20 protein-coding genes and 1 pseudogene are annotated in these 26,019 nt (G+C 63.8%); 8 read left to right on the forward strand and 13 right to left on the reverse strand.

Annotation, left to right across the window (positions count from 1 at the left end):
- Window positions 1-21 precede the first annotated feature (21 nt).
- Both ABIB06_RS17195 and ABIB06_RS17200 read left to right on the forward strand, forming a co-directional pair.
- A complete protein-coding gene (locus tag ABIB06_RS17195) occupies window positions 22-1,782 on the forward strand; it encodes an MOSC domain-containing protein (RefSeq protein ID WP_354052765.1) in 1,761 nt (586 codons plus the stop codon).
- Window positions 1,783-1,801: 19 nt separating this feature from the next.
- Window positions 1,802-2,254, forward strand: coding sequence for a VOC family protein (locus tag ABIB06_RS17200; protein ID WP_354125603.1), 453 nt, complete (start codon window positions 1,802-1,804; stop codon window positions 2,252-2,254).
- A gap of 170 nt (window positions 2,255-2,424) precedes the next feature.
- Here the strand turns inward: ABIB06_RS17200 and ABIB06_RS17205 are convergent, their stop codons facing one another.
- The 5 genes from ABIB06_RS17205 to ABIB06_RS17225 all read right to left on the reverse strand — a co-directional run bounded on the left by ABIB06_RS17205 (window position 2,425) and on the right by ABIB06_RS17225 (window position 10,996).
- Complete coding sequence (locus ABIB06_RS17205; RefSeq protein WP_354052762.1) at window positions 2,425-4,725, reverse strand: hypothetical protein; 2,301 nt, start codon at window positions 4,723-4,725, stop codon at window positions 2,425-2,427.
- A gap of 3 nt (window positions 4,726-4,728) precedes the next feature.
- Window positions 4,729-5,799 carry an ATP-binding protein gene (locus tag ABIB06_RS17210; protein ID WP_354052760.1) on the reverse strand — a complete coding sequence of 357 codons (1,071 nt, stop codon included), beginning with the start codon at window positions 5,797-5,799 and terminating at the stop codon, window positions 4,729-4,731.
- 6 nt (window positions 5,800-5,805) lie between these two features.
- A complete protein-coding gene (locus ABIB06_RS17215; RefSeq protein ID WP_354052759.1) occupies window positions 5,806-6,177 on the reverse strand; it encodes a hypothetical protein in 372 nt (123 codons plus the stop codon).
- 245 nt (window positions 6,178-6,422) lie between these two features.
- Window positions 6,423-8,921 (reverse strand): TnsB C-terminal domain-containing protein, encoded by a 2,499-nt coding sequence (locus tag ABIB06_RS17220; protein WP_354052757.1) that lies wholly within the window; start codon window positions 8,919-8,921, stop codon window positions 6,423-6,425.
- Window positions 8,918-10,996, reverse strand: coding sequence for an AAA family ATPase (locus ABIB06_RS17225; RefSeq protein WP_354068864.1), 2,079 nt, complete (start codon window positions 10,994-10,996; stop codon window positions 8,918-8,920). The genes ABIB06_RS17220 and ABIB06_RS17225 overlap by 4 nt, the downstream gene beginning before the upstream one ends.
- A gap of 1,104 nt (window positions 10,997-12,100) precedes the next feature.
- On the opposite strand from ABIB06_RS17225, the gene ABIB06_RS17230 reads away from it, so the two are divergent.
- Window positions 12,101-14,047, forward strand: a complete 1,947-nt coding sequence (locus ABIB06_RS17230) for a hypothetical protein (protein ID WP_354052753.1) — start codon at window positions 12,101-12,103, stop codon at window positions 14,045-14,047.
- A 249-nt stretch (window positions 14,048-14,296) separates the two neighbouring features.
- On the opposite strand, the gene dksA is transcribed toward ABIB06_RS17230, so the two are convergent.
- Both dksA and ABIB06_RS17240 read right to left on the reverse strand, forming a co-directional pair.
- Window positions 14,297-14,662, reverse strand: coding sequence for an RNA polymerase-binding protein DksA (gene dksA, locus ABIB06_RS17235; protein WP_008554760.1), 366 nt, complete (start codon window positions 14,660-14,662; stop codon window positions 14,297-14,299).
- Window positions 14,663-14,878: 216 nt separating this feature from the next.
- Window positions 14,879-15,490: an NAD(P)-dependent oxidoreductase gene (locus tag ABIB06_RS17240; RefSeq protein WP_247351968.1), complete on the reverse strand. Its 612-nt coding sequence runs from the start codon at window positions 15,488-15,490 to the stop codon at window positions 14,879-14,881.
- Window positions 15,491-15,639: 149 nt separating this feature from the next.
- On the opposite strand from ABIB06_RS17240, the gene ABIB06_RS17245 reads away from it, so the two are divergent.
- A complete protein-coding gene (locus ABIB06_RS17245) occupies window positions 15,640-16,008 on the forward strand; it encodes a winged helix-turn-helix transcriptional regulator (RefSeq protein ID WP_247352188.1) in 369 nt (122 codons plus the stop codon).
- 4 nt (window positions 16,009-16,012) lie between these two features.
- On the opposite strand, the gene ABIB06_RS17250 is transcribed toward ABIB06_RS17245, so the two are convergent.
- A complete protein-coding gene (locus ABIB06_RS17250; protein ID WP_247351970.1) occupies window positions 16,013-16,426 on the reverse strand; it encodes a flagellar assembly protein FliX in 414 nt (137 codons plus the stop codon).
- A 270-nt stretch (window positions 16,427-16,696) separates the two neighbouring features.
- Between ABIB06_RS17250 and ABIB06_RS17255 the strand changes: the two genes are divergently transcribed.
- From ABIB06_RS17255 to ABIB06_RS17270, 4 genes are all read left to right on the forward strand, one after another.
- The gene (locus ABIB06_RS17255) at window positions 16,697-17,821 is read left to right on the forward strand and encodes a flagellar basal body P-ring protein FlgI (protein ID WP_354052751.1); all 1,125 of its coding nucleotides are present in this window, start codon (window positions 16,697-16,699) and stop codon (window positions 17,819-17,821) included.
- On the forward strand, window positions 17,821-18,186 hold the full coding sequence (gene flgJ / locus ABIB06_RS17260; RefSeq protein ID WP_247351973.1) for a flagellar assembly peptidoglycan hydrolase FlgJ: 366 nt from the start codon (window positions 17,821-17,823) through the stop codon (window positions 18,184-18,186). The genes ABIB06_RS17255 and flgJ overlap by 1 nt, the downstream gene beginning before the upstream one ends.
- An 11-nt stretch (window positions 18,187-18,197) precedes the next feature.
- Complete coding sequence (locus ABIB06_RS17265; RefSeq protein WP_354052749.1) at window positions 18,198-18,695, forward strand: hypothetical protein; 498 nt, start codon at window positions 18,198-18,200, stop codon at window positions 18,693-18,695.
- 159 nt (window positions 18,696-18,854) lie between these two features.
- Window positions 18,855-19,214, forward strand: a complete 360-nt coding sequence (locus ABIB06_RS17270; RefSeq protein WP_354052747.1) for a hypothetical protein — start codon at window positions 18,855-18,857, stop codon at window positions 19,212-19,214.
- A 3-nt stretch (window positions 19,215-19,217) separates the two neighbouring features.
- On the opposite strand, the pseudogene ABIB06_RS17275 reads toward ABIB06_RS17270, so the two are convergent.
- From ABIB06_RS17275 to ABIB06_RS17295, 5 genes and pseudogenes are all read right to left on the reverse strand, one after another.
- Window positions 19,218-19,361, reverse strand: a pseudogene (locus ABIB06_RS17275) (hypothetical protein); the annotation flags it as partial.
- Entirely contained in the window at window positions 19,358-19,726 is a 369-nt protein-coding gene (gene flaF / locus ABIB06_RS17280; RefSeq protein WP_247351981.1) for a flagellar biosynthesis regulator FlaF, read from the reverse strand. The pseudogene ABIB06_RS17275 and the gene flaF, both read right to left, overlap by 4 nt.
- 287 nt (window positions 19,727-20,013) lie before the next feature.
- Window positions 20,014-22,305: a DUF1522 domain-containing protein gene (locus tag ABIB06_RS17285; protein ID WP_354052746.1), complete on the reverse strand. Its 2,292-nt coding sequence runs from the start codon at window positions 22,303-22,305 to the stop codon at window positions 20,014-20,016.
- A gap of 215 nt (window positions 22,306-22,520) precedes the next feature.
- Entirely contained in the window at window positions 22,521-24,800 is a 2,280-nt protein-coding gene (locus tag ABIB06_RS17290; protein ID WP_354052745.1) for a DUF1522 domain-containing protein, read from the reverse strand.
- A 324-nt stretch (window positions 24,801-25,124) separates the two neighbouring features.
- The coding region (locus tag ABIB06_RS17295; RefSeq protein ID WP_354052743.1) for a DUF1522 domain-containing protein at window positions 25,125-26,019 on the reverse strand (895 nt) is incomplete at its 5' end.

The raw sequence follows: 26,019 nt of genomic DNA on the forward strand, positions 1-26,019 counted from the left end.
CCATCTGAAGCGGAGCTGGGCATGGCGCGACTGCTTTCGGTGAATGTCGGACTGCCGCGCGACATCGCGTGGAAGGGCCGCACGGTGCATACCGGCATCTGGAAGGACCCGGTGCCCGGTCGCTGCAAGGTCGGTCGTCTTAATCTCGCCGGCGACGGCCAGGGCGACCTCGACGGCCATGGGGGCGAGATGCGCGCCGTGTTCGTCTACCAGATCGAGTCCTATCGCCATTGGCAGGATAAGCTGCAGCGCTCCGACTTCGTCCACGGCCAATTCGGAGAAAATTTCACCGTCGAAGGCTTGCCGGATGATGCCGTGTGCATCGGTGACCGCTACCGCATCGGCAGCTCATTGTTCGAGGTAACGCAGCCGCGCGTGACATGTTATCGCGTGGGCGTCCGGCTCGGCGAGCCGCGCATGCCGGCCCTGCTGACGTCGAGCGGGCGGCCGGGCTTCTACTTCCGCGTCCTCGCGGAGGGCGAGGTCGGCGCCGGCGATGTGATCGTCAGGGTCGGAGAGGCGGACGAGCGCATGACCGTCGCCGAGATCAACGCGCTCCTCTACTCGTCCGAACATCCGCGCGAGCGCCTCGAGCGGGCTTTGAGAATCGGAGCGCTCTCGCTGGGATGGCGCTCGTCATTCGGAGCTCTTCTCAACGGGCAGGCCGCCAACGCAAGCGGCAATGCGGGGCTCGCGCCTGCATCCGCCGCCCACCCTGCTGCGTCTGGATTTCGCCCGCTCGCGATCACCGCGATCGAACAGGAATCCGCGGATGTGCTCTCGTTGACGATGCGCGATCCGGACGGCAAGAAGCTGCTTCCGGCTCTGCCCGGTCAGTATGTCGTTCTGCGGCTGCGGCCTGGGGGAGACCGTCCGCCGCTGCTGCGCAGCTACTCGCTGTCTGGCCCTCCGTCGAGCGAACAATGTCGCATCAGCATCAAGATTGAGCCGGACGGGGCCGCCGGCGCCTATCTCCGCGACCATGTCCGAGTCTATGATCTTATCGAGGTCAGTTCGCCGCGCGGAAGCTTCATCCTGCAATCAGGCGAACGACCCGTGGTGCTGCTCAGCGCCGGGATCGGCGCAACGCCGGTGCTTGCGATGCTATCTGCGCTGGCTGCGGCGCGTTCGCCGCGACAAATCCTGTGGCTGCATGCGGCGCGCGACGGGCGGCATCATCCCTTTGCCGCCGAGGTCCGCCTCCTGATGGGCGCGCTCTCGCACGGCCGCCTCCATGTCTGTTACAGCAGGCCGGGTGCATATGACAAGATTGGCGAGAATTTCGATGAGCCCGGCCACCTGTCACGATCGACGTTCGATGCAATCGGTATGCCGCGCGACGCGGACGTCTATATCTGCGGGCCCAATCGTTTCATGACCGACATGAAGGCGGGGCTCGCAGCTTATGGCGTGGCGCCGGAACGGCAGCATCTCGAGATTTTCAACGGTGGCGAGGCGCTCAATCCTGGCATCGTGGGCACCACGCCGCGCGCACCACATCCGCCAGCCGACGATGCCGCAACCGGTCCGCTGGTCTCGTTCGCACGCAGCGGCGTTGCCGCGCACTGGAACGCTTCGACCTATCAAAACATCCTAGAACTCGCCGAGGCATGCGACGTACCGGTGCGCTGGTCGTGCCGGACCGGCATTTGCCACAACTGCGAAAGTGGCCTGATATCAGGCGCGGCCGCCTATGAACCGCAGCCCCTCGACATGCCGCCAGAAGGCAACGTGCTGATCTGTTGCTCGCAGCCGACCGACGATGTCGTCATCGATCTTTGAAACGATGGATGCAAACGCAATGAAGGCAACCAACACAGCAATCAAATTCTCGGTCGAGGTAGTCGTACTGCCGGTGAGCGATGTCGATCGTGCGCTTCGGTTCTACGTTAACCAGGTCGGCTTCACTCTGGACGTTGATTATGCGCCGAATGACCTGTTCCGCGTGGTGCAGCTCACACCTCCGGGCTCCGGCTGTTCGATCCAGATCGGCAAAGGAACCACTGCCGCTCCTGCCGGATCCGTGCAGAACATCTATCTCGTCGTGAACGATGTCGAGGTCGCACGCAACCTACTGAGCGAGCGGGGCGTCGCCGTTGGGGAGATCAGACATAAGACTCCAATTGATGCATGGGACGGCAGTTTCGCGCCCGGACTCGATGCGGCTCGGAAGGATTACGCGAGCTTCTGCGAATTCTTCGACCCGGACGGCAATCATTGGCTGCTCCAGGAACGCGGTTACCGCAGCTCATAATTGACCCTTGAAGCACTGGCCTTTCCCGCGTCCCGCCGCGAAGCTTATGCAAGGATGACTTACTCCGGACAGCGCTCGGTTCTGGGTCTCAAGATCCAATATGACTTCAGGTTCACTATGCCGGTTGGAATCAAGCTGGTCGTATTCGCCGGAACAGACCTGTGCCAGGATCACGCGCAAACCCGATTACGGCGATGAAGTGAGAAAAACTGGTGTACGCCACATCGAGGCCGTGAGTCTCGTTGAAATCCTTCCAGAGCGCGTGCGTACTGCGCCCCGTATCTGCCTCGATCATGCCGATGATAACGTCGGCATAGGGATCGGGCTTGCCGGCGGGCTCGATCCGACCGGTCTTCTCGAAATGCTGGGCCCATTTTGTGATCGACTTGTGGGCGATGCCGAGGCGCTTGCCGACGTAGTACGCGGCGAGGCCGCTCCGCACCGCCTCGACCGCCTGCCGCTTCAAATCCGCAGAAACGCGCGCGCCGGCGCGGACCGGACGTTCCACTTCGTCGTGCCGGGGCGGCTGCACTGCGAGGGCCGCTTCGACCTGCGTGCGCGAATAGACGGAAACCCAACCGTCGCGGAGCGTGAATTCTGGCATGATGCCGATCGATCGCAACCAGGCGTTCCTTTCGCGCCCGTTTCCGAATACGGTGCGCGCTCATTTCCTGTCCGAATATCCAGCGCTTCGCCCCTGCCTCCACGTCCGCGCGCGTGAACATAGCGACCTCTCCCTTGCGCTTCGGCAGGATGCCGTCCCGTCCCATGGCCCAGACCACGGTCTCGTCGGTGCCGAGCATCTGGGCGGCCTGGTCGCGCGTAAGCCATGCTTCCTGGGCACCCGCCGTTGCCGGCCTAGCCGCTTGCTTCAGGAAGGCTTCGAGTTCCGACTGGTCGACGGAGACCGCGTGCCGCCAGTCGCGACCGAAGGGCGCCTCGGTTCGGATCTGCAAGGCGCCGGTCACGATGCCTTCGACGATGGCGGCCCAGGGCGCCACTCCGCCCAGCTCGCGGACCGCGGCGATGAGCTTGACGCGGCCCTCGCCGGCGGCGGGCGCTGCGCGCTCGCGGATGGCGATCAGAACGGCCTTGGCCGAGGATTCGCGGTAGTACCGCTTGCGCGGCAGCATCGCGGCGGCCGGCCCCTGGACGCGCTGGATCAGCTCGCGATCGGCGAGATCTTCGATCGCCGAAGCAGGCACCCGCAGCAGCGCCGTCACCATCCTGCCGGTCACGGCATCCTTGTAGACGGCCGCGAGCGGAGCGACGTCGGCGATCTTCATCAGCACGGGCGATTGTTCGGCATCGGCGCGGCGGGTTTCGACGGCTCCGCTTTCCGCCAGTCGGCCGAGCGCGTGCTTCCGGAGGCCCAGCTCGGCCGACAGCGCGTCCATGGTCAACCAGGCGCCGCCTTGGGCGTCGGCCAGGCGCGGGACGCTGCGGCGGACGAACCCATCGTCCCGGGTGCGTGCGAGATCGCGGGCGATGGCATCGTTGGCGAAGCGTCGAATGACGGGACTGAGGTGCCGGTCGAGCGGCATGGCAGCCAGCGGGCCGAGCTCCTTGTAGAGTCCGTGCGAAGAGGTCCTCTCGTCGGCGGAAACACGCATACGGGCGGCGAGCGCCGCAAATCCGTCTTCGCCCCCGATCAGCGCCCTTCCCGCAGCCTCCAGCATTTCCGCCGACAGCTCCGTGAAGTCCGGCGCCCGCAGCGGCCGGCCGGCGTCGGTCAATTTGGTACTGGCGCCGGGGCGGAGTGCGCTGGCCATGCACATGACTGCCTCGAACAATTCCCCGTTGGTGGCGCCGGCGAGCTCCTGCGGAACGAGAGCCATGGCTGCGCGCCGGCGCTGCGGGTCCGGGTGCAGCAGGGCGACGACGAAGCCGATCGCTTCCGGATCCCGGAATTCGATGATCGGCTGGGGATGGTCCCGCAGGTCGGTCGACGGGTAGCCGTCGCGGTCCGTGCAGTGGTCGCACTTGGTCGGACCGCGCATGGACGTCCAGCCGAAGCGGCGGCCGCAGACCGGACAGACTTCGACCAGCGGTTCTCTGGTGTCCGGATCGAATCCGAAGCACCGGATCTCCCACAGGGCGCGGTAGTACGGGTCGCCGGCGAGCGCCCGAGGCGAGAGCCGCCGGTATCGGGATTCCCAATACTGGGCCCGGATCGGCGTCCCGAAGAACTCGATCATGGCGGAGCTGCCGTGTTCGCGCCGGTACCAGCGGCGCCTCACCTCTTCAGGATCGAGCTTGAACAGGGCGGCTAGTCCGGCGACCGCCTCCTCCGTCAGCTTGGCCGCGTTCGGCGGCGCGTTCGGATCGGGATCGAGCCCCGCCATCCGCAAGGCCTGTCGCGAGTTCCGGATCATCGTGTTCTGCAGCGCGCGGTCCATGTAGCCGAGCAGGCCTTCGTCGATGCGCGGGACCGGCATTCTGGCGACGAAGGGGCGGACGACGGATGCCATCGTTCACGCCGCGGCCGGCTTCCACATCACGCGGACCGTCTCCAGCGTGGTCGGCCTGGGCTCGGAGACCCAGGGATCGTAGATCTCGATCGGCTCGCCGTTCTCGTCGACCTGTTCGCGTTTCCAAGCCCAGAACGACTCCTTGATGTCGTCCCAGGTGACGACGCGACGTTTGTCGCGCTGGGATATCCGCAGCGCGCCCATCAGGATCCGGCTGACCAGGCCGGCGATCCCTTGCGACATGTCGTAGACCATGGCGCGGCTGCGCACGTTATCGATGAGCCCGATCGGCTGCTCGATGATCCCCTCGCGCACCATCTGGCGTTCGATGCGTCCGACGAACTTGTAGAAATAATGGTAGTGGTCGGCTCGGCGCAGGTCGACCGGCTCCAGCGATACCCCTTCGATCTTGCGGTTGTTGAGCTCGGCGCTCATCTCGAAATACAACTCCGCATCCGAAGTGCCCATCAGTACGATGGCAAACAGCCCGTCGTTGACGAGGCTCTTGAAGTGCGAAGCGATGGTCGCGGCCCGTTCACGCTTGTTGACGCTTCCGAGCGGAGTGTGGCTCTCGTCGAGCGCCACGACGTAGGTGCCGGCCTCGCGGGCGACCTTGCGGATCGCCCGCGTCACGATATCCTGCTCATAGCGGTCGGCGAACTGCTTCTGGAGCACCTCTTTGGCTTGGGGATCCCCGAACGCTTCGAGAACGAGCGCTTGCAAACTCTTCATCGTGCGCGTGTTCGACCGGCACTTGACAATGAGTACGGGCGTCGTGCCCGGATAATCCTTCTTCAGCTTCTCGGCGACGCGCAGCATCGACGTCGTCTTGGTCGATCCGGAGGGTCCGATGATCGGCATGACCGGCAGTTCCGTGTAGGTGAAGGTCTGTCCGGGCGCGGCGTTGTCGTCGTCCGAAAGGCAATCGTCGGCCATCAACGCCCTGGTTTCCTCCACGAGCTCGCGGGTGTATCGTTCGATCGTGTCGAGCCGGCTGTTTTCGACCACCATCTTCTTCAGCCTGGCCCTGAGCTGCGCCTGGCTGACGAAGCTGTCGCGGTCATCCTGCTTCATGGTCGCTCACTCCTCGTCGAGGTACTTGTCGATGTCTTCCCGGCTGGCCCGCTGCTCGGATGCCGGTTCCTTCTTGCGGGATGGCTGCTCGGACGCGGCCGCCTTGCGGGCGCGCTCCTTGACGCGCGCGACGGCCTTTTCGGCGCGTTCCTCGGCCGCCGCTTCGGCCTTCTCGCGTATGGTCCGCTTCGCCTTCGCCTGGGCCTTCTTTCCGGCGCCGCGGCCTTTCGGCTGGAAATACTCGTCGGTCTCCCGTTCCAAAGCCGCGACCTGCTGCGGGATCAAGGTCGCGCGCGCCATGCCGCCCGGCGTCGAGGGCGCGGTCGCGAACACCACCTGCGACGCCTCGACCGCGAGCGGGGGGGACTTCACCTTCACCAATTGCTCGAAGGTCCCCAAGGACTGCGCAAGGCCCCGAATTGCATCCTTCGTTTCCCGCAGGGGCAGCAGCCCCGCCGTCTTCTCCCACTTCGCGCGCAGCTTGTTGCGTGCGACCCACTTCTCCTCGTCGGTCCTGAATCGGAAGCCGTTCTTCTTGGCGTATTCCCTGATCTGGTCGGCGTGCCAGAAGCTGATCGGGATCGGAAGCTCGCGGCGGGCGTCGCGCTGGGCTCCGTCGATCTTTACGCCGTAGCAGAATTTGCGGTCGCGGTTGGGCAGCGTTTCCCAGCGCGGGGGCTTGACGGCGTCGTTCCAGATGCGGACGCAGGATACGTCGAAAGGATCGTACCGGATCTTCGCCCAACAGCGCGCGCTGCCGACCGGCGATGAGACTGGTCCCGCCGGGCGGCGAGCGCGGACATCGGGCCGAGAATCCGGCTGACCACGTCCGCGTCGAGGAAGGTCTGATGACGGAATGTGACGCCCTTGCGCGTGAAACGGACTCTAGCTGTCCGTCCGAGCAGGGCGTCGAGGGAATGGACATCCGAGATGATGCGACGCGTCTTCAACTTCCGCTTCCACGCGGAGGCGGGCGACTCGCCGAGCGAGGAGTGCTCATCGAGATGGTACTCCTGGATGGTTTCGTGGATGAGTTCGTCGAGCATGCCGAGCGAAATCGTCGCCTCTTTGCGCGGCTCATGATCGACGAGACGCGCTTCGGTCGGCCCGAACGGCACGGCACCGGGAATCTTGTGGAATAATTTCTGGTTCAGCGTCTTGAAGAAGCGCTCCCCGATCGCCTTGTAGGTCGGGCGGTGTACCGGCGACCAGACCGGCTCGATGCCGATGTCACGCAGCGCGTCCTGGAAGCTGGGAGACTTGAATTCCCAGCCGCTGTCCACCAGGATCGTCTGCGGAAGACCCCATCCGTCCCACGCGTCCGGTTCATAGTCGATATCCGGAAATACGTGCTGTACGTAGTTCTTCGACCGGACGACGCGTTTCACGCACGTCATGACGTTGTAGATCGAAGGGTCCTCATACGTGACGACGTAGCCGAGAATGACGCGCGGGCAGGCATCGATTGCGATCGTCAGCGTCGGCCGGCGCAGCGGCAGTCCGGTGGCCGTGTCGAGCACGGTCCACGCGTCAGCGGTCGTGTGGTCGATGATGACGATCTCGAGCGGCGCGTCGGCGGTCGGGCTGTCCTTGATGCCACTGAATTTCAAAGTGGCCGCATGGACGGTGTATTTTCGCGCCCAGTTGTCGCGATTGATCGTCTTGTTGATGCGCCGGCGGATCGTCTCTGAACGGCGCGGGTATTTTTCGATCTCCCCTTCGCCGACATCCCTTCTGCGGGCGTTCTCCGCTGCGATCTTGTCGCGGAAAAAAGCGTATGCGTCGTCGTAGGTGCGGGCCCGCAGATCCCAGTAGAAGACGATCGTCTGACCGATCGCTTCTTCCACGAAGCGCTCGAACCGCTTGCGCGGTGTCTTGCCGCGGCGCGAACGGAAAAGCCGGAGCGGCCGGTTGCCAGGCTCGCCGCACAGAGTGATGGCATCGTAGAGGCGCCCCGGCGCTACGGGCCAGGAGAGATGACTCGGCTGCGTTCGTTTGGCGTCGACTATGAAGTTGCCGAGCCATTTCTTCCCTAATTTTGCGTCCGGCGTATTGTCCCAGCGGGGGACAAGCCACTGGAATGTCCGCGCGCGAACGGCGTCGGGCGAATGCTCCTCGTCCGGCCCGAACTCTGCGTTGTCATTGCACGACTGCGGTTTGCGGTCTTTGCCGCGGAAGACGTCGATACGCCGCGCGGTGCCGAGGTCGAGCATTTCGACCAACGCGGGTTCGGCAAGCGGGAAGCGTTTTTTCGTCGTTTCCTTCCAGAACCATAAAGTTCCGTCGTCCCACTCTTCATGGAATCGGTGGCGGCCATCCGGGAATTCGTAGATGTCGCCGACGTTGATATCGAGCGTGGTCATGGCTGGGCCCCCGACGACCGCTTGCGCGAACCGACCGCCTCCTCCGGCTTGCCGACGGGGCTGTCGTGGCGGATGCGGCGACGGGGATCGACGGCGACCCGACGGGTGCACATCATGGCACGCACGATCGCGGTGGCGCGATCGAGCGGAATGCGTGCCGCTTCCGCTACGATCTCCTCGGCCTTCCCGAGCGCGATCTCGCGTTCGACGTGGAATGCTTCCTCGATCGCGAGCACGGCCGGGCGAACGATCAGCGCGAACCGGTCCGCGCAGACCGCCTTGGCGTTTGGAAAAGACCGGGTCGATCTCGAACTCGTCCTCCGCGATCGCGACGCGGAATTTCCAGCCGAGCGCCCTGTACACGGCCTCGGCGCCGGCCAGTTTCTCGAGGTAGTCCGGATCCTCCAGCTCCTCCTCCGTCTTCTTCACCTCCACGATCTCGGTCGTGCCGTCGGCGTAGTCGACCCGGACGTCGGGAAAATAGATGAGCGGCCGCGGCGCGCCCGTCATCATCTCGAGTCTATGGGGCTGCGCGAGGAAGCGCGTGACTTTCGGGTCTACCTCGCAGCACCGGAACAGATGTCGCTCGGCATAGGATTCCCAAGGCAAAGCGCGCCGGCTCTTTCTCGACGTCCAGCGGCCGGTCGGTTTCGAGTGCGCGGCCTCGACAAAAGTCCGGATCGGCCTGAATCCTTCCGCTTGCACGATGACGGCTTTCGCGGGCGCGAGGATCTCGGCGCGCTGGCTGATATCGCTCATCGGCCCGCCCTCCCGATCTTTCCGGCCTTGCCCGCGGGCCTGGCGGAATCGAAAATCCGCTTGAGCTCGGCACCGCTCATATAGCGGGCGCTTTTCAGGGCCTGCGCGATGGCGATCACGGTGCCTAGATGCTCGGCGACGATAGCGTCGGCACGCTTCTGCAGCCGCCGCAGGTCTTCTTCCACTAGCCTGCGCAGATCCGGATCGCAGCGGGCCGCTTCCACGGCCTCCTGCGGGGTACCGTGAAAGAACATCTCGTCCGCGACGCAGTAGGACAGCCGCAACGCCGAGATGACCTTGGTAGCGAGCCCGACGTCCGACTGCTCGTCGCCGCCGGCGCCGATGGAGTAGTCACCGTAAAGCGCCATCTCCGCCGCCCGCCCGCCGAGCGTCATGGTGACGCCGTCCTCGAGGGTGCTGCGGGTAGCCAGGCAGCCTTCAGGAACCTCGATCAATGTCCGGTTCGACGGTCCGACGCGCGCCCCGATCGCGCAATGACGGACCCGCCCGTAGGAAAGCGCCAGTGCCAGCACCACGTGCCCGGTCTCATGCGCGAAGACACGGTCGTCGACCAAGGCTACCTTGTCGCCGAGGAGCGCCACCTTGAGGTCGTCGGCCTGAAGCGCCCGCCCGGCCCGGCGCGCGATGGCTCGTCCCTCACGGACCGTCGCCATGACTTCTGCCGCCGTGGAGCGACCGATCAGTTGGGCCACCTCGACGAGTTCGTTCTCGCCGACCTCGCCGTTCACCTGAAACTTCAGCATGGAAAGAATGCCGGAAGCATCCGCTGGCCCCAGCGTGACCATGCGTTCGAGCCGTCCCGGCCGCAGCAATGCGTCGTCCAGCGCAGCGGGCCGATTGGTCGCCGATATCACGATGACGCCGGTGCGGCTCGACGAACTCCCGCTATCCAGCCTCAGGAGCACCTCCGCCAAAATCGCCGACCAGAAGTCGGAATTGCGGGAGGCCGAGTTGCGGCTAGGGATAGCGTCGACCTCGTCGAGCATGAGGATCGCGACGCCGTGCGCGCGCGCAGCGGCCGCAGCGGAGTCGAACGTGTTGCGGACTGCACGGAGGCAATCGTCGAGGAACCCGGTTTTTCCGGCCAGAAACCACGCGGGGACGTTGGAGAAAATAATGGGGCAGTTGCAATGGCGGGCCAGGGAACGGGCCCAGACGCTCTTCCCCGTGCCGGGCGGGCCCGCCACGCAAATTCCATGAGGCACGTCTGACCAGGAGCATGCTTTTCGACGGTATGACTCGGTCGCCTCGCCGAGCTCTACGCTCCACGTCCGCAATGCGCCGTATTCGACGGCCTCGGCCAGAACAGGCAGCCGTTCATCCGGCTGGACCTTCAGCAGCCGCGAGGCATTGGCCAGGCGGGCGGCGATGCGCTGCGCTCCGGAGCCTGGCCGGAAGCACGCGATAAGAGCCGGATAGGCCAATCCCTCCCCGTCGCCGGCGCGAAGGCTGATCTGCCCGCCGGCGAACCTGTCGATTGCCCGGCGCAACACCTCCGTATCCGGCGGCGCTATCTCGATGGTGATATCAGCGGTCAGACGGAGCGCTTCCGGAGCGTCGGTCTCGTCGACGCAAACCGTAGCGACGCAACGGCCCTCGCTCAGGTAATCTGCCGCCTGAGCCGAGAGGTCGGGCCTGTAGGGCGTCCAACCTGAGGTGCTGCGGCCAATCATCACCCAGCGCGGGCCGAAAGCAGACCGGAACTCGCGCTGCACCGGCTCGATCCAGTCCGGGCCGGGCACCTGCACGACCACCGCGAGCGCCTGGACATGGCGCAGCTGTCGCCGGAGATTTCGCGGGATGGAGGCGTCCAGCACCGCGCCCATGATCGCCGTGGCGGCCGAAACGCGACGCTTCTGACTGTTCGGATCCGTCTGATGATCCTCCTCGTCCTCGTCATCCTCGACGAGCTCGAACGAGGGCGGCTCGGAAATCGCTCGGGTGCCGTACTTTGCGCGCAAGCGCGCGATGCCGCGCTGGAACTCAGCACGGGGATCGGGCAAGCGGACCAAAGGATCGACTTTCGTCGCGGAGGTCGTCGGCTTTTTGCTCATGTTCTCATCTCTCCCAACCGAAGTTCGGCGGCCCGCGGTGGCTGGAGACGGAGCTGCCCGGCCATCGGCAAGGCTCCGCCGGCCGCCGGAAAGCAGGGCTCGCCGGCGGGGGTATCGATCGATGGATTGTGAGGAGCGGGAGGTGGGCGCGCGCTTGCGTTCCCGGAGCAGAGGTGGTCTGCTCAGAGTCGCACTTTGCGGTGCGCGCCTACCAGAGAGAGTGCTCGCTCCTAACGGGCGCTCTCTCGCTCTCACTGTTCACCGCCGATGCGGGTATCCCCCGGGGCTGTTACGAGCTGCCGCCCCTTCGGAAGACTTTCCGCGTTTCGCGGGTAGGCTCTCTTTTTCTACATTCCTTTTTTCCTCAGAACCGCCTCAGCCGGTGGCGGGTAAACATGAACCGAGCTAAGTCTCGCGAAAAGGCCCGCCTGGTTCCGGAGTGACGATCGTAAGTTGAGGCGATCCGACCCGTCAGCCATGTCGGCGTTTTCCTCGACCGATGCTCTCCTAAAATCGAATCCTTTCGCATCGACGGCGCCGAACGGCTTCGCGAAGCCGGATCCGAATCTCGGGACGAGGCCGCGGCACTTGAGTTCGTCGAGTGTGCGCAAAGGAATCGCTCCGTGCGGATTCCGCTCCGCTCCCGCAGATTCCGAATCCTTTCTCGCGCATTCCGAGTCGCCGGCGGCGCCACAACCGGAATCGAGGATTCTCACATCGGCGTGAGCGGGCTCTCTCGGGCGTGCCAGATCCGATCCTTGGGCGCCGTTCGACGGAGAAGGATTGCTAAGGATGGATTCCCAAGCCGTTCCGGTCGTCATGTCCGCGCCCTCACCACGCTGCCGGGCCCCAGCCGCTGCGAGATCAGGTCCAACTCGATCAGGTCGTCGCAAGCTGGCCATGACCGTCGGCGCCGGATCTTGGTTCGCCTGCAATCCTTCGAGTAGGCGCCGCGCTAAGCTGCCGCGACGGCGAGCGAACGCGAAACATATCGAGTCGACGCACCTCTCCCAAAATGCTACATTTCTAGGCTTAAACTCCTGTTTCTGAGACGATTTCCGACTCCCAGGTCGCATCCCGCGATTGGATGACGAGAGCGCGTGCATGAATATTCAAACCAAGGCGGGCGGAGAGGATCCGCTTGTCGTAACGCAGTTTTACTACTCGCAGACGTTGCCGTATTTGATGTTCAAACATCACGCGGAAATTCGTCGGCGGCTCGTCGACGTTCCTCGCGAACTGCGACAACGCGAGTTGGCACCTCAACTCATCGCGCTGGGCGAAGCCGCAGGCGATCAGGCGTGGCTCGTCTTCCGCGCGTATCTGGACAAGGTTGAAGCGGAGATCGCAAAGCTCGTTCGAATTCATTCTCCTGGATTTTGGTTTCATCTCCATCGGCGTCGGCGCCCCATGCTCGCGGAGGCGCACGGGTTCAACAACGACGATGCCACCGTGATGTTGGTGCGCAGCATCGCCGAGCTCGCATACGCGAAGCACGGTGCGCTTAGCAAAACCGATGACCTTGGTCCTGTCCGCCGGACGCGATTACAGACCCTACTCGACGGCGCCTGGTATGAAGCCATGGCCGAAGCGTATGGAGGAAAATTGAAGGCGAAGAAGGCCTACCAGGCTTTGCGCGAAACAGACCAGATCGTGATGACCGACTTCCGCCGGTCCGACTTGATAGACGTGTTCGCCATCGAGGGGCTTTGCTACGAATACTGGCGGGCATCGGCCGCGATGCGATGCATCGGCAAGGGATCGATGATCAAGTGGGACCTTGCGCTAGGGTCGCACCGCTACAAGGATAGCGTCGTCAACCCTCTCACGTTCGAGCTTCACGACGCGAGGAACGCTGAAACCTTTGGCTTTCATACGCGGCTTGGCACCTGGCTCGACGAAGAAAATGCCGGCGAGACTGAAGCCGAAGGTGGCGACACGATCAAGTTCGCCCAGTTGAAGCCGAACCCGAAGACGGAAGAGTATCCCGCCTGGAACAGCGTCGCGGGTCGCATCGGGCGCGGGTACGGCGCCACCAGCTTCGAGATCGGCACGTTCTCCTTGGCGCAGTTCCGAAAGGAAAACGCATTTATGGGCGAACCGTTCAGGCTGAAGTACGGAATCGATTTTGACGCGGTACTGTTCGCGGTGTGGGCTGCCGCGTTCTTTGGCACCTACCTCGGCATCACGATGCATAATTCGACGTGGGCGCAGCGCCGCGACCGGACGATGAACAACTTCACGAACCTGATGTTCCGCGGCTACACGATGGTCAGCTTCGACCTCGACGAATTCGCGAGTGAAGCGGTTTGGTTCGCAGAGCAACTCGGGCACGAAAAGGTTTTTACTGTCGAAGAGGTGCGCAAAGCCGTCGAGTTCATATCCTTGAGCGAAGAAGCTCAGAAGAACATTGGTCTCTGGAGTGGCGGCAAGCGCCCAATCCTTCTTCCATCGATGGGCAAGGTAATGATCGATCTGGCGGCGATCCTACCTGCCCTGCATACGATCTTCGTGGGTCTGCGCAAGGCCGCCGGCGGCGGCGAAAGCTTTGAGAACTCTGTGCGCAGCGCGATCCGGGCTCGAGGACTTGATCTCTGCCTCGAAGGCGACCTCAAGTGGTCAAGCGGCAGTCCACGCGAAGTCGACGCCGCCGTCCGGCTGAACGACCGGCTTATCTTAATCGAGTGCTTCTCTTACGAGCTACCTCTCGACTTCGAAGTGGGAAAGCCGAGCGTCTTCGACAAGAGAAAGAAGTTCATCCTGGAGAAGGTCGACCAAGCGCGGTCGCTTGCAGACCGGGTCGCGAAGGAGCCAAAGGGCACAAATTTCGACGTGTCCTGGGCTAAGTCGATCGAATGGAGAGTCGTGTCGCCATTCGTCGAATTCGCGTGGCTGATCGACGAGCCGCTGTACGATGAAGCGGGAATGCCGCGTGTTCTTCAAGTCCAAGAGCTATTGGACCACCTGACAGATGGACGGGTGCCGACCGAAGGTTTGGTCCCGCTGCTCAATGAACTGAGAGGGGTCGAACTCCAAGGCAACTGGTACTGAAGGATCAACGTCCTGCAGTCGTTGCCCCCTTCAACAGACCCTGCTGGCGCCGCTCAATTCATTTCTAGAAAAACGTTCTTCCGCACGCGCAGAACCGAGCGCGATCGAGAACGTTTTTCTAGCCGCGCGCCGACTGTCGGTTGAAGAGATGCCTTGGCACCAACCGACTCGTTCTTATTGCGCGACCGACTCGTTCTTTCGGTGGCGGCATATCCAAAAACAAAGAGCCGCATCTCTGCGGCTCAGGCTCTATTCGTCGCGATAGACCTTCTCGCGTTTCTCGTGACGCTCCTGCGCTTCCACCGAGAGCGTCGCGATCGGCCGGGCCTCGAGCCGCTTCAACGAGATCGGCTCCCCCGTGTCCTCGCAATAGCCGTAGGTGTTGTCCTCGATACGCTGGAGCGCGGCGTCGATCTTGGCGATCAACTTGCGCTGGCGGTCGCGGGCACGGAGTTCGATGGCGCGGTCGGTTTCGGACGATGCCCGATCAGCGAGATCGGGGTGGTTCACGTTCTCCTCCTGCAGGGCTTGCAGGGTGAGCTTGGACTCTTTGAGGATCTCATCCTTCCAGGCGAGGAGCTTCAAACGGAAGTACTCCTTCTGCCTGTCGTTCATGAAAGGCTCTTTTTCGGTCGGTCGGTAGTTTTTCAACTTTTCCAAGGGCGGCCTATCTGTCTAAGCAACGACTCGCAAACGGAACGGAGTCCGCTGAGCGGGGCGTTATATAGCGGCCTCATGTGACAGACAATGTTTCCCTGATCGCCCGATTGGCGCTCCCAAGCCCTTGCACAGGAAGGTTTATCCTGGAGGGCCCCGGGGGCGGCCGAAGGCCTAGTAGCCGACCGTGAAACGCTGCTTCACATGGGCCGGCCGTTCGATCTCGTCGGCGAGCGCGATGGCGTAGTCAGCGAAGGTGATCCAGCTCTTCCCGTTCGCATCTGCGAGAAGCTGATCGGTCCCAAGCCGGAACTTGCCGGTGCGCTCCCCCTCGATGAACAGGGCCGATGGCGAGATGAAGGTCCAGTTCAGCTCTTTTTCCTGCCGCAGCAGGTCGAGAAAAGCCGAACCCGCCTCAGCCTCAGCCTTGTACTGAGCCGGAAAACCGGGAGTTGTAACCAGTTTGACGCCCGGAGCGACCTCAAGGCTGCCGGCCCCGCCGACCACGAGGTAACGACCGACCTTGGAATCCTTTGCCGCTCCGATCAGCTTGAGCGCGTCGCTGGCCAGAAAGTGCACGGAACTCACGGCGACGTCGTGCCCAACCCACAGCTTGGCAAGACCGGACCGGTCGAGGACGTCCCCCTTGGTGGGCGTGACGTTCGGCAGGACCGCGATCTTCTCGGGGTTGCGGGCGATGGCCGTGACCGCGTGGCCGCGGCGCGACAGTTCCTTGGTGATCTCCGACCCGGTCCGGCCCGAGGCGCCGGCAACTGCGATCTTCATGAAAGGCTCCTTTGCTTCTGTGGTAACTACCGGTGACTAGATATCATAAAGAATGCTGGTGTTAAGAGAGCACCTTGTGCTTACCTGCTTACGCAGGAGTAACCGGCGGCGGCCGGCAAATGAGCGGAATGGATCGTGAGGACCCGACGATGAAGCCGGACGTCTATGCAGCGAACTGCCCCACGCGACAGATCCTCGACCGCGTCGGCGACAAATGGGCGGTGCTGATCCTGCTACTGCTGCGCGAGGAGCCGATGCGCTTCAATCAGTTGCGCCGCACGATTGAAGGCATTTCGCAGAAGATGCTGAGCCAGGTTCTCAAGTCGCTCGATCGCGACGGATTGATCAAGCGTCACGCCATCGCAACCGTGCCGGTGACCGTGGAATACTCGATCACGCAGCTCGGCGTGACGCTCGCAGCTGCGGTCGATCCGCTCCGAGATTGGGCCGAGCAGAATCTGAAAGACGTGCTCGCCGCCCAGCGCCGCTACGACGCGCAGAAGGATGAAGCGGCGTAAGACGCTACGCCTGCCCGGCCTTGGCGAGCTCGACCTCGACGCGCAGCTCGATCTCGGACAGCACCGAGTCCAGACCGGGATCGCCGGAAGACGACTTCAGGTTCGCCGCAGCGTCACGCAGCCGCATCACGGTCGACGCATCGAGTTTGCCGGAGAGGAGCCCCATCTTCAGATCGTCGAGCACGTCGAGCGCGGTCTTGCCGCGCGTGACCGAGCGCTTGCGACGCTCGACGGGGTTCTCTTCGATGCCTTGCAGCGCGAGCAGCCCGTCGATGTTGGCGGCGGCCTTCGGTGCGGCAGCGCCCCGCGTCTCCTGCGCCGACGAGGTGTCGGGCAGCACGAAGGTGCCGGAGCTCGTCCGCCTGGCCTGGCTGGCCGGCGTTCCAAGCGTGGTGCCGTTCGGTCCGTAGATGCGCATCGGAAGCAATCCGGGTGATCGATGCGCCACATTCGCCGTTTTATGGTTAACGGCCCGTAAACAGCCCGGCAAAATCTGCCGACAGGCGGCAGTTTCGCTCCTCAGGGACAACACCGGCTGAGACCGCTCGAAACAGATTTACTCAACCTGTTCAGCCACCTACCCCCGCTGCTCCGAGTTGGCACAGCGCTCGCAAGGACAGCGTCGGACCAGCTCGTCATGGGAGTGTCGTGAGGATCCGTCGATTTGAGGAGCCTCGGGGAGCAGAGGATGCCAAGCGTTCGTTGGGTGAGGATTGTTGGGGTGGCCTGCGCCGCGCTGTCAGCGGTGGCGCTCTCGGTCACGTCTGCAAGCGCGACATCGCGCATCAAGGATCTTGCCAACATCGAAGGCGTGCGGCAGAACCAGCTCATCGGCTACGGCCTCGTCGTCGGCCTCAACGGCACCGGCGACACCCTCAACAACATCCCCTTCACCAAGCAGTCGCTGCAAGCGATGCTCGAGCGCATGGGCGTCAACATCCGCGGCGCCACCATCCGCACCGGCAACGTCGCCGCCGTGATGGTGACAGGCAATCTGCCGGCCTTCGCCACCCAGGGCACGCGCATGGACGTCACCGTCTCTGCGCTCGGCGACGCCAAGAATCTCCAGGGCGGCACCCTGCTCGTCACCCCCCTCCTCGGCGCCGACGGCAACGTCTATTCGGTCGCACAGGGCTCGCTCGCGATCTCCGGCTTCCAGGCCGAGGGCGAAGCGGCGAAAATCGTGCGTGGCGTGCCGACCGTCGGACGCATCGCCAACGGCGCCATCATCGAGCGCGAGATCGAGTTCGCGCTCAATCGCCTGCCCAACGTCCGCCTTGCGCTGCGCAACGCCGACTTCACCACGGCCAAGCGGATCGCCGCCGCGATCAACGACTATCTCGGCGTCAAAACCGCCGAGCCGATCGACCCGTCGACGGTGCAGCTTGCGATCCCGCCGGAGTTCAAGGGCAACGTCGTCGCCTTTCTCACCGAGATCGAGCAGCTCCAGGTCGAGCCGGATCTCGCCGCCAAGATCATCATCGACGAACGCAGCGGCATCATCGTGATGGGCCGCGACGTCCGCGTCGCCACCGTTGCAGTCGCACAAGGCAACCTCACCGTCACGATCTCCGAGAGCCCGCAGGTGAGCCAGCCCAACCCGCTGTCGCGGGGACGGACCGTGGTCGCGCCGCGCAGCAGTGTCAGCGTCACCGAGGACGGCAAGAAGTTCGCCGTCGTCAAGGACGGCGTCTCGCTTCAGCAGCTCGTCGACGGCCTCAACGGCCTCGGCATCGGCCCGCGCGATCTCATCAGCATCCTGCAGGCGATCAAGGCCGCCGGTGCGATCGAAGCCGACATCGAGGTGATGTGATGCAGACCGGCATGGTCAACACCGCACGCGTCGCCAGCTCTGCCTTCTCGGTGGAGAGCCGCAACGGCCGGCCGGATTTCGACCTCGCCGCGGCCCTGCAGAAGGTCCCGCAGAAGCAGCAGGCCAAGGCGCAGAAGACCGCCACCGACTTCGAGGCGATGTTCCTCAACAGCATGTTCTCGCAGATGACCTCGAGTCTGAAGGGCGAAGGTCCGTTCGGCGACACGCCGGGCACCGGCGTGTGGCGCTCGATGTTGACCGAGCAATATTCCAAGAACTTCGCCAACGCCGGCGGCGTCGGCGTCGCCACCGAAGTCTATCGCACCCTCATCATGCAGCAGGCGAAAACCATCCGCACGGCATAAGGTCAAACGAGATGAACCACTTCAACGCCTCGCGTCAGCCGGTGCAAGCGCAGCGCCCGAACACCGCACCCGGCAGCGCCGAGGCGCGCAAGGTCGCCGAGCAGTTGATGGATGCGATGAGCGCCCTGCTCGGACTGATCGAGCGCGAGACCGAGCTCGTGCGCGCCGGACAGGTCCGCGAGGCGATGACCCTCGAGAGCAAGAAGCAAGAGCTGTCGCGAAACTATGTCGGCGCCGTCAGCCAGTTGAAGGCCAACCAGGCCCAACTCGCGAAATCCGAACCCGAACTGCTCTCGACGCTGCATCGGCACCACGATGCATTCCGCGCGATGCTCCAGGTCAATCTCACCGTGCTCGCAACCGCACACGCGGTCTCGGAAAGCGTCGTGCGCGGCGTCAATGCCGAGATCCAGAAGCGCAACGTGCCGAACACCTACACGGCCGCGGGGCGGCGCGCCGCTCCGGGCCCGCGCCACATCACCCCGCTGGCGGTCAGCCGCTCGCTCTGAGCGCGCGCAAGAACAAGCGACAATTTTACGAAAAACCGCGCGGCAACGTGGTCGCGCGGTTAGGCACGTTTCCTTACCGGGTCTTCAATCCTGGTGTTCCATGGTTGCGCATTGAGAGGGGTTGGGATTTGACTCACGTGAGGCAACCAGGAGGCTGCCATGAGTACAGATTTCAGCATCAGGCCGGTGGGGATACCGGCTGCCGTGCAGATCGTAACGACGTCGAACGCGGCGGCACACGAAGCCGTGCAAACCGAGCTGCCAGTGAGTCAGACAGTGACCGCTGGCGATGCGAGCGCGCCTGCACGCAATGATTTGCGGAGCAACGAAAACGTCTCACGCCAGGTCGTGTTCGACCAGGCGGCGGCGTCCTTCGTCTTCCAGGTCGTCAACGACAGGACCGACGCCGTGGTCAACCAGTTCCCCGACGAAGCAATGCTTCGCCGGCGGGCCTATTTCCATGCGCAGGATTTGAAATCCGAGCCCTCGCGTCCGGCCAGCACCGACCTCAGCGCCTGACGATCAGGCGTCGAGCGTCGCAACGGCAGTGTCGAGATAGCTCGACCCGGTCGCAGGATCGGTGACGACGTTCTTGATCTGCGCCTTGCCGGCATCCGTCAGCGTGAATTTGGTGTTGCCGAAGCGGAACGAGCCGTCCTTGATCACGGACGGCCGGACAGACCGGCGGCGATATTGCGGTTGATCTCGATCAGCGGACGGAAGTGATCGAACTGCGGGCTCATCTGCAGCGCGGCGGTCTGGCTCAGCACGAACACGCTGATGTTGGCGATCTTCTGCCGGACGTCGAGCGGCTGCGGATTGTTCTCGCGCATGGCCTCGCTCAGGAAAATCGTCCAGAGTTTGCGATTGAACATCAGGGCTTGCGTGGTCTGCTCGCTGAACGGCTCGGCGTTGTTGATCGCATCCTGAAGCTTGTTGGCAGCCTTGAGCAGGGTCTGCGCCTCGACGTCGCGAGGGGATGCTGTGGTCGTTGCAACACGCGCGTAGGCCGAGGCAGCGGAATTCGACATCAATCACACCTTGGAGGTTACCTAGCCCGTTGAACGCGCTTAAGGATTTCTTTCCCAACCCTAGGCAGCACCGCTTAAGATTTGCTTACATGTGTGCTTGGAAGCGCTCCGGAGTATTACGGGTCCCGAAGTCCTTCATCACGAAGCTAGATGTGCACGTGCACGCTGTAAATAAGCCTCGCACGATGCGCATCAATCTCAGCTAATCCTGTCTTAGCGATCTGCGTAAAATGAACGGCGGAGCCTTGGCCCCGCCGCGAAATCGAGTAGCGATCTTGCGCTGCGAATTAGCGGAGCAGCTGCAGCACGCTCTGTTGCGACTGGTTGGCCAGCGACAGCGCGGACACCGCGATCGACTGGCGGGTCGACAGCGCCTGGCTGTTCGCCGCTTCCTCATTGGTGTCGGCGAGCGTCAGGTTGGACGAGCCGGTCTGGAGAACGTTGATCAGGTTCTTGGAGAAATCCTGACGCACCTGAACGATCGACAGGTTCGAACCGAGCGACGAACCTTCGGAGCGCAGCGTGCTCGAGGCCGCATTCAGGCTGGCCAGCACCTTGTTGGTGGCACCGTTGTCGATGAAGTCCGTGCCAGGAACCAGATTGCTGAGACCGAGGCCGGCCGCGTTGAACACCACGCCGTTGATGCCGAGCGTCGAGCTGCCGTTCTCGTTGAAGACCAGCTTCAGCGTGTCGCCGTTGAGCAGGTTGACGCCGTTGAAGGACGAGTCCTGCGAGGTCGTGTCGATCTGCGCCAGGATGTTGTTGAACTGACTGACCAGGCCGGAGCGCGCCGTCTGCGCGACGGGATCCTGAATCGGGGGCTGCGCGGTGGTGAAGGCCAGCACGCCGGTGAGCGTACCGCCGACCGTGCCGCCCGCGGCAGTCGAGCCGAGGGTCGAGGACGCGTACTCGTTGACGGTGGTGACCGTAAGCACGCCGTTGGCGTCGATCGTCGCCGTCAGGTGGTTGGCCTGAAGCTGCACATTGAGCTGGTCGAGCGTCTTGACGGTGCCGTTGGTGCCGTCGCCGAAGGTGACGCTCACCGGGGTGCCGCCGTTAAAGGAGGTGAAGGTCAGCGTCTTGCCGCTGACGCCACCAACACCGGAGTTGCGGGCCGCGGCGAAAGCGGTTGCCGTTCCCGTGTTGCCGCTGAGACCGAACGCGTTGAGCGCGTTGCCGGTGCCGGTGATCGACAGGTCGGCGTTGATGCCGGTCGAGAGTGCAAGCTGACCGCTGCTGTTGACCGACGACGGGATCTGGCCCGCGGTGGTCGACAGGGTCGCCGCGCCGTTGAAGATGCTGGCGGTCTTGACGCCGGTGGCAAGGTCGATCGAGTTGAGCAAATCGGTGAGTGTCGCGCTCTGGATGTAGACGGTCGAATTGCCGTTGCCGTCGGTGACGACGTTGCCGTTGACGCCGCCGGAGGTGACGCTCAACGCCGACTGGGGCGTTTGGGCGTTCTTGAAGGTGATGGTGTGGCCGTCGATGTTCAGGGTCGAACCGTCTTGAACAAGACTGCCCAGCGAGCCAGCCGTCGTCGACCGATTTGCGGTCACGTTGGCATTGCCTGCGCCGGTCGCTGTGGTCAGACCGAGCGCCTTGAGGAAATCGGCCTTTCCGGTCAAGCTTACGTCGGCGCCGGTCGAGCTCTTCAGCGTAACCGCGCCGCCTCCCGAGATGGACGATGCCACCTGGAGCGTGCCGATCGGACCGGCCGAGCCGCTGACAACGATGGTCGCAGCGCCGGCGCTGATGGTCGCGGTCTTGACGCCACTGGCGAGGTCGATCGCGCTGAGGACGTCGTTGACAGTCGCCCCCGGCGCAGCCGCCGTTCCCTCATAGACGATCGAATTGCCGTTGCCGTCGGTGGCGATGTGTCCGCTGGGGTTGAGGCCCCAGCCGGTCGGCTGCGTGTTCGGAGCGACGCCGGTGCGGAAGGTGATGGACTTGCCGTTGACCGTGATGGTGTCGCCGTCAGCGGGCGCCGTGCTGAAGGTGGCGGATGCCGTGGTGCCGAGTAACGTGGCGGTACCGGACAGTGCGGTGGTGCCGTCGGCGGCGAGCGCTGCTGTTCCGGTAAAAGCGCCGGCGGTCGAGCCCAGCGAGGCGCCAAGTGCGGCGGTCCCCGTGACCGGGGTCACGCCACCGGGTGCGCCGGTATAGAGCACGTTGCTGTTGGCGGTCGCGCTTGCATAGGAGGTCGTGCCGCGCAGGTCGGCGGGCGTCGCACCGGGAATCGTGGTGGAGACGTTCGACTTGGTGGAATAGCCGACCGTGGTCTGGAGCGCCTGGTTGGCGATCGACTTGGCGCTGTCGATCAGCTTCTGCAGCGATGTGATGCCGGTGTTGGCCGCCTGGAGCACCTGCACACCGTTGTTGATGCCATCCAGCAGGTTGCTGATGTCGCTCGCCCGGTTGTCCAACCCCTGCGCTGTGAAGAAGTTGGTGGGATTGTCGAGCGCCGTGTTGACCTTCTTACCGGTCGACAGCCGCTCCTGCGTCGTGGCCAGCAAGTCGGCCGTCGACTGCAGCGACAACAGGTTCTGGCGAACGGACGCCGAGAGAACGATGTTGGACATTGGCGAGTCTTCCTCTTGAACCGGGTACGAATCGGCCGCGCGGTCTGGAAAGCGGGCTTTTGTCCAGTCTTAGAGGCTGTCCTTTAAAGTATGGTTAACGCCGGTTTAAGGGATAGGGTTAATGGCGGGTGAACGCCCCTGCCCGCCTCCGGACGCAAAAAAGAGCGGCGGGGCAACTGGCCCCGCCGCTCGATTTATTTAGTAGTTTCAGCTGCTTAGCGGAGCAACTGAAGCACGCTCTGCTGCGAGGTGTTGGCCAGCGACAGCGCGGAGACCGCGATCGACTGGCGGGTCGAGAGCGCCTGGCTGTTGGCGGCTTCGACGTTGGTGTCGGCCAGGGTCAGGTTGGACGAGCCGGTCTGCAGCACGTTGATCAGGTTCTTGTTGAAGTCCTGACGCACCTGCACCACCGAGAGGTTCGAACCGAGCGCTGAGGCTTCCGAGCGCAGCGTGCTCGACGCGGCGTTCAAATTGGTCAGCACGCGGTTGGACGCGGCGTTGTCGATGAAGTCGACACCGACGGTCAGCGCAGCGAGGCCGAGACCCTTGGAGTTGTAGGTCACGCCGGTGATGTTGAGGCTCGACTTGCCGGTCTCGTCGAACACCAGCTTGAGCTGGTCGCCGTTCAGCAGGTTGACGCCGTTGAACGAAGAGTCCTGCGAGGTCGTGTCGATCTGGTTCAGAATGTTGTTGTACTGAGACACCAGGTTCGCACGGGCCGTCTGCGCGACGGCATCCTGGACGGGGCTGGAAGCCGTCGAGAATGTCAGCGCCGAGGTGAGCGTGCCGCCGATCCCACCGCCTGCGACGGTCGAACCGATTGTCGAGGACGCGTAGTCGTTGGACGCCGTGATGGTCAGCCGGCCGTTGGCGTCGATCGTGGCAGCCAGGTTGTTGGCTAGAAGCTGCGTGTTGAGCTGATCGAGCGTCTTGACGGTGCCGTTGGTGCCGTCGCCGAAGGTGACGTTGACCGCCGTGCCGCCGTTGAAGGCGGAGAAGGTCAAGGTCTTGCCGGCAATGCCGCCGACACCGGAGGTGCGCGCCGCAGTGAACGCCGACGCGCTGCCGGTGTTGCCGGCCAGCCCGAACACATTCAGCGCATTGCCTGAGCCCGTGATCGACAGATCGGCGTTGATGCCGGTCGAGAGCTTGAGCTGACCGGACGTATTGATCGTCGAGTTCGACTGGCCTGTCGCGGTCGCAAGCGTCGCGGTGCCGCTGGCGTTGATCGTCGCGGTCTGCACGCCGGTAGCAAGGTCGATCGCCTTCAGCACGTCGGCAACCGTGCCGGACTGCAGATAGACGGTCGAGTTGCCGTTACCGTCGGTGACGATCGCACCGTTCGCACCATACCCGCTCGGAACGCTCGGAGCACCGGTCGTACCCGGGGTCGGCGCGTTCTTGAAGGTGATGGTGTGACCATCGACGTTCAGCGCCGAACCGTCCGTAAGGGTCGCACCCAGCGAGCCCGCGCTCGTGGTCCGGTTGACGGACACGCTTGCATTGCCTGCACCGGAAGACGTCGTCAGGGCGAGAGCCTTGAGCAGGTCGGCCTTGCCGGTGACGCTCAGATCCGCACCCGTCGAGCTCTTCAGCGTGACGGCGCCGCCAGCAGCGCTCGAGGCGGTCTGGCCGACGCTGGTGGCGATCGTCGCGGCACCCGCAGTGATCGAAACCGTCTTCACGCCGCTGGCGAGATCGATCGCGGTCAAGAGATCGTTGACGTTCGCAGCCGGGGCGCCCGCGGTGCCGAGATAGACGGTGGTGTTGCCGCTGCCGTCGGTGACGAGATTGCCGCTGACGCCCGAACCGGACGTAACCGCAGTCGAGGCCGGAGCAGAACCCGAGCGGAAGGTGATGGTCTTGCCGTTCACGGTCAGTGTGTCGCCGTCGGCGGGCTGGGCGTTGCCGACCAGACCGGTTGCGGTTGTGCCCGAAGTGGCGATCAGGGTGATGGTGCCGGTCAGGGCCGTGGTGCCGTCGCCGGCCGTTGCGCCAGTGCTTGCAAAGGAGCCGATGGTGGCGCCGAGCGTCGTGGTGCCGCTTGCCGCCGTGGTGCCGCCGGCCGTGCCGTTATAGAGCACGTTGCTGCTTGCAGTCGCGCTGGCGAAGGACGTGGTGCCGCGCAGGTCGGCCGCCGTCGCACCCGCGATCGAGGTGGAGACGTTGGACTTGGTGGAGTAGCCGACCGTGGTCTGCAGCGCCTGGTTGGCGATCGACTTCGCGCTGTCGATCAGCTTCTGCAGCGAGGTCAGGCCGGTGTTGGCGGCCTGCAGCACCTGCACGCCGTTGGCGATGCCGTCGAGCAGATTGTTGATGTCGCTGGCGCGGTTGTCGAGCGACTGGGCTGTGAAGAAGTTGGTGGGATTGTCCAGGGCCGAATTGACGCTCTTGCCGGTCGACAGACGGTTCTGTGTGGTGGCGAGGAGGTCGGCGGTGGACTGGAGAGACAGCAGGTTCTGACGAACCGACGCAGAGAGAACAATACCGGACATAACACTTACCCTTCTGGTTTACGCGTCTTCGTTCGATCGCTTCGGATCGAGTGACGGGGACAGCGTGCCGCGACATGGCTAACAAAGGGTGAAACGACACGCGCCCGCATTAAGCGCGGGTTCACCATAAGTGCGCGGAAGGCGTGGTCGCGGCCGGCAATCAGGCTGAAATCATTGGCGTTTATCCGCGCTTACCCTCCATTAACCATAACCGCTGGTTACTTTTTCAGAGCGTTGCGTGGCTGCGAATGTCGGCTGACGCACGAAAAAAACGGCGGGGCCGAAGCCCCGCCGCCGGATCTTGCTTGCGATGTCTTCCGCTTGTTAGCGGAGCAGCTGGAGCACGCTCTGCTGCGACTGGTTGGCCAGCGACAGCGCGGAGACCGCGATCGACTGGCGGGTCGACAGCGCCTGGCTGTTGGCGGCTTCGACGTTGGTGTCGGCCAGGGTCAGGTTGGACGAACCGGTCTGCAGCACGTTGATCAGGTTCTTGTTGAAGTCCTGACGAACCTGCACGATCGTCAGGTTCGAACCGAGGCTCGACGCTTCCGAACGCAGCGTGCTCGAGGCCGTGTTCAGGTTGGTCAGCACCTTGTTGGTGGCGGCGTTGTCGATGAAGTCGACACCGCCGGTCAACGCAGCGAGGCCGAGGCCCTTGGAGTTGTAGGTCACGCCGGTGATGCTGAGGTTCGACTTGCCGGTCTCGTCGAACACCAGCTTGAGCTGGTCGCCGTTCAACAAGTTGACGCCGTTGAACGAGGAGTCCTGCGAAGTCGAGTCGATCTGCTGAAGGATGTTGTTGTACTGGTTGACGAGATTCGCACGCGACGTCTGGGCAACTGTATCCTGGACGGGGCTGGAAGCCGTCGAGAAGGTCAGCGCCGAAGTGAGCGTGCCGCCGATCGAACCACCTGCGGCGCTCGATCCGATGGTCGAGGACGCGTAGTCGTTGGTAGTCGAGACCGTCAGCAGGCCGTTGGCGTCGATCGTCGCGGTCAGGTTGTTGGCCTGAAGCTTCGAGTTGAGCTGGTCGAGCGTCTTGACGGTGCCGTTGGTGCCGTCGCCGAAGGTGGCATTGACCGCCGTGCCGCCGTTGAAGGCGGAGAAGGTCAGGGTCTTGCCGGTGATGCCGCCGACGCCCGAGGTCCGTGCCGCGGTGAAGGCGCTCGCAGTGCCGGTGTTGCCGGCAAAGCCGAGCCCGTTCAGCGCGTTGCCGGTG

The organism is Bradyrhizobium sp. LB8.2 (assembly GCF_040548035.1).
Classification (GTDB): Bacteria; Pseudomonadota; Alphaproteobacteria; order Rhizobiales; family Xanthobacteraceae; genus Bradyrhizobium.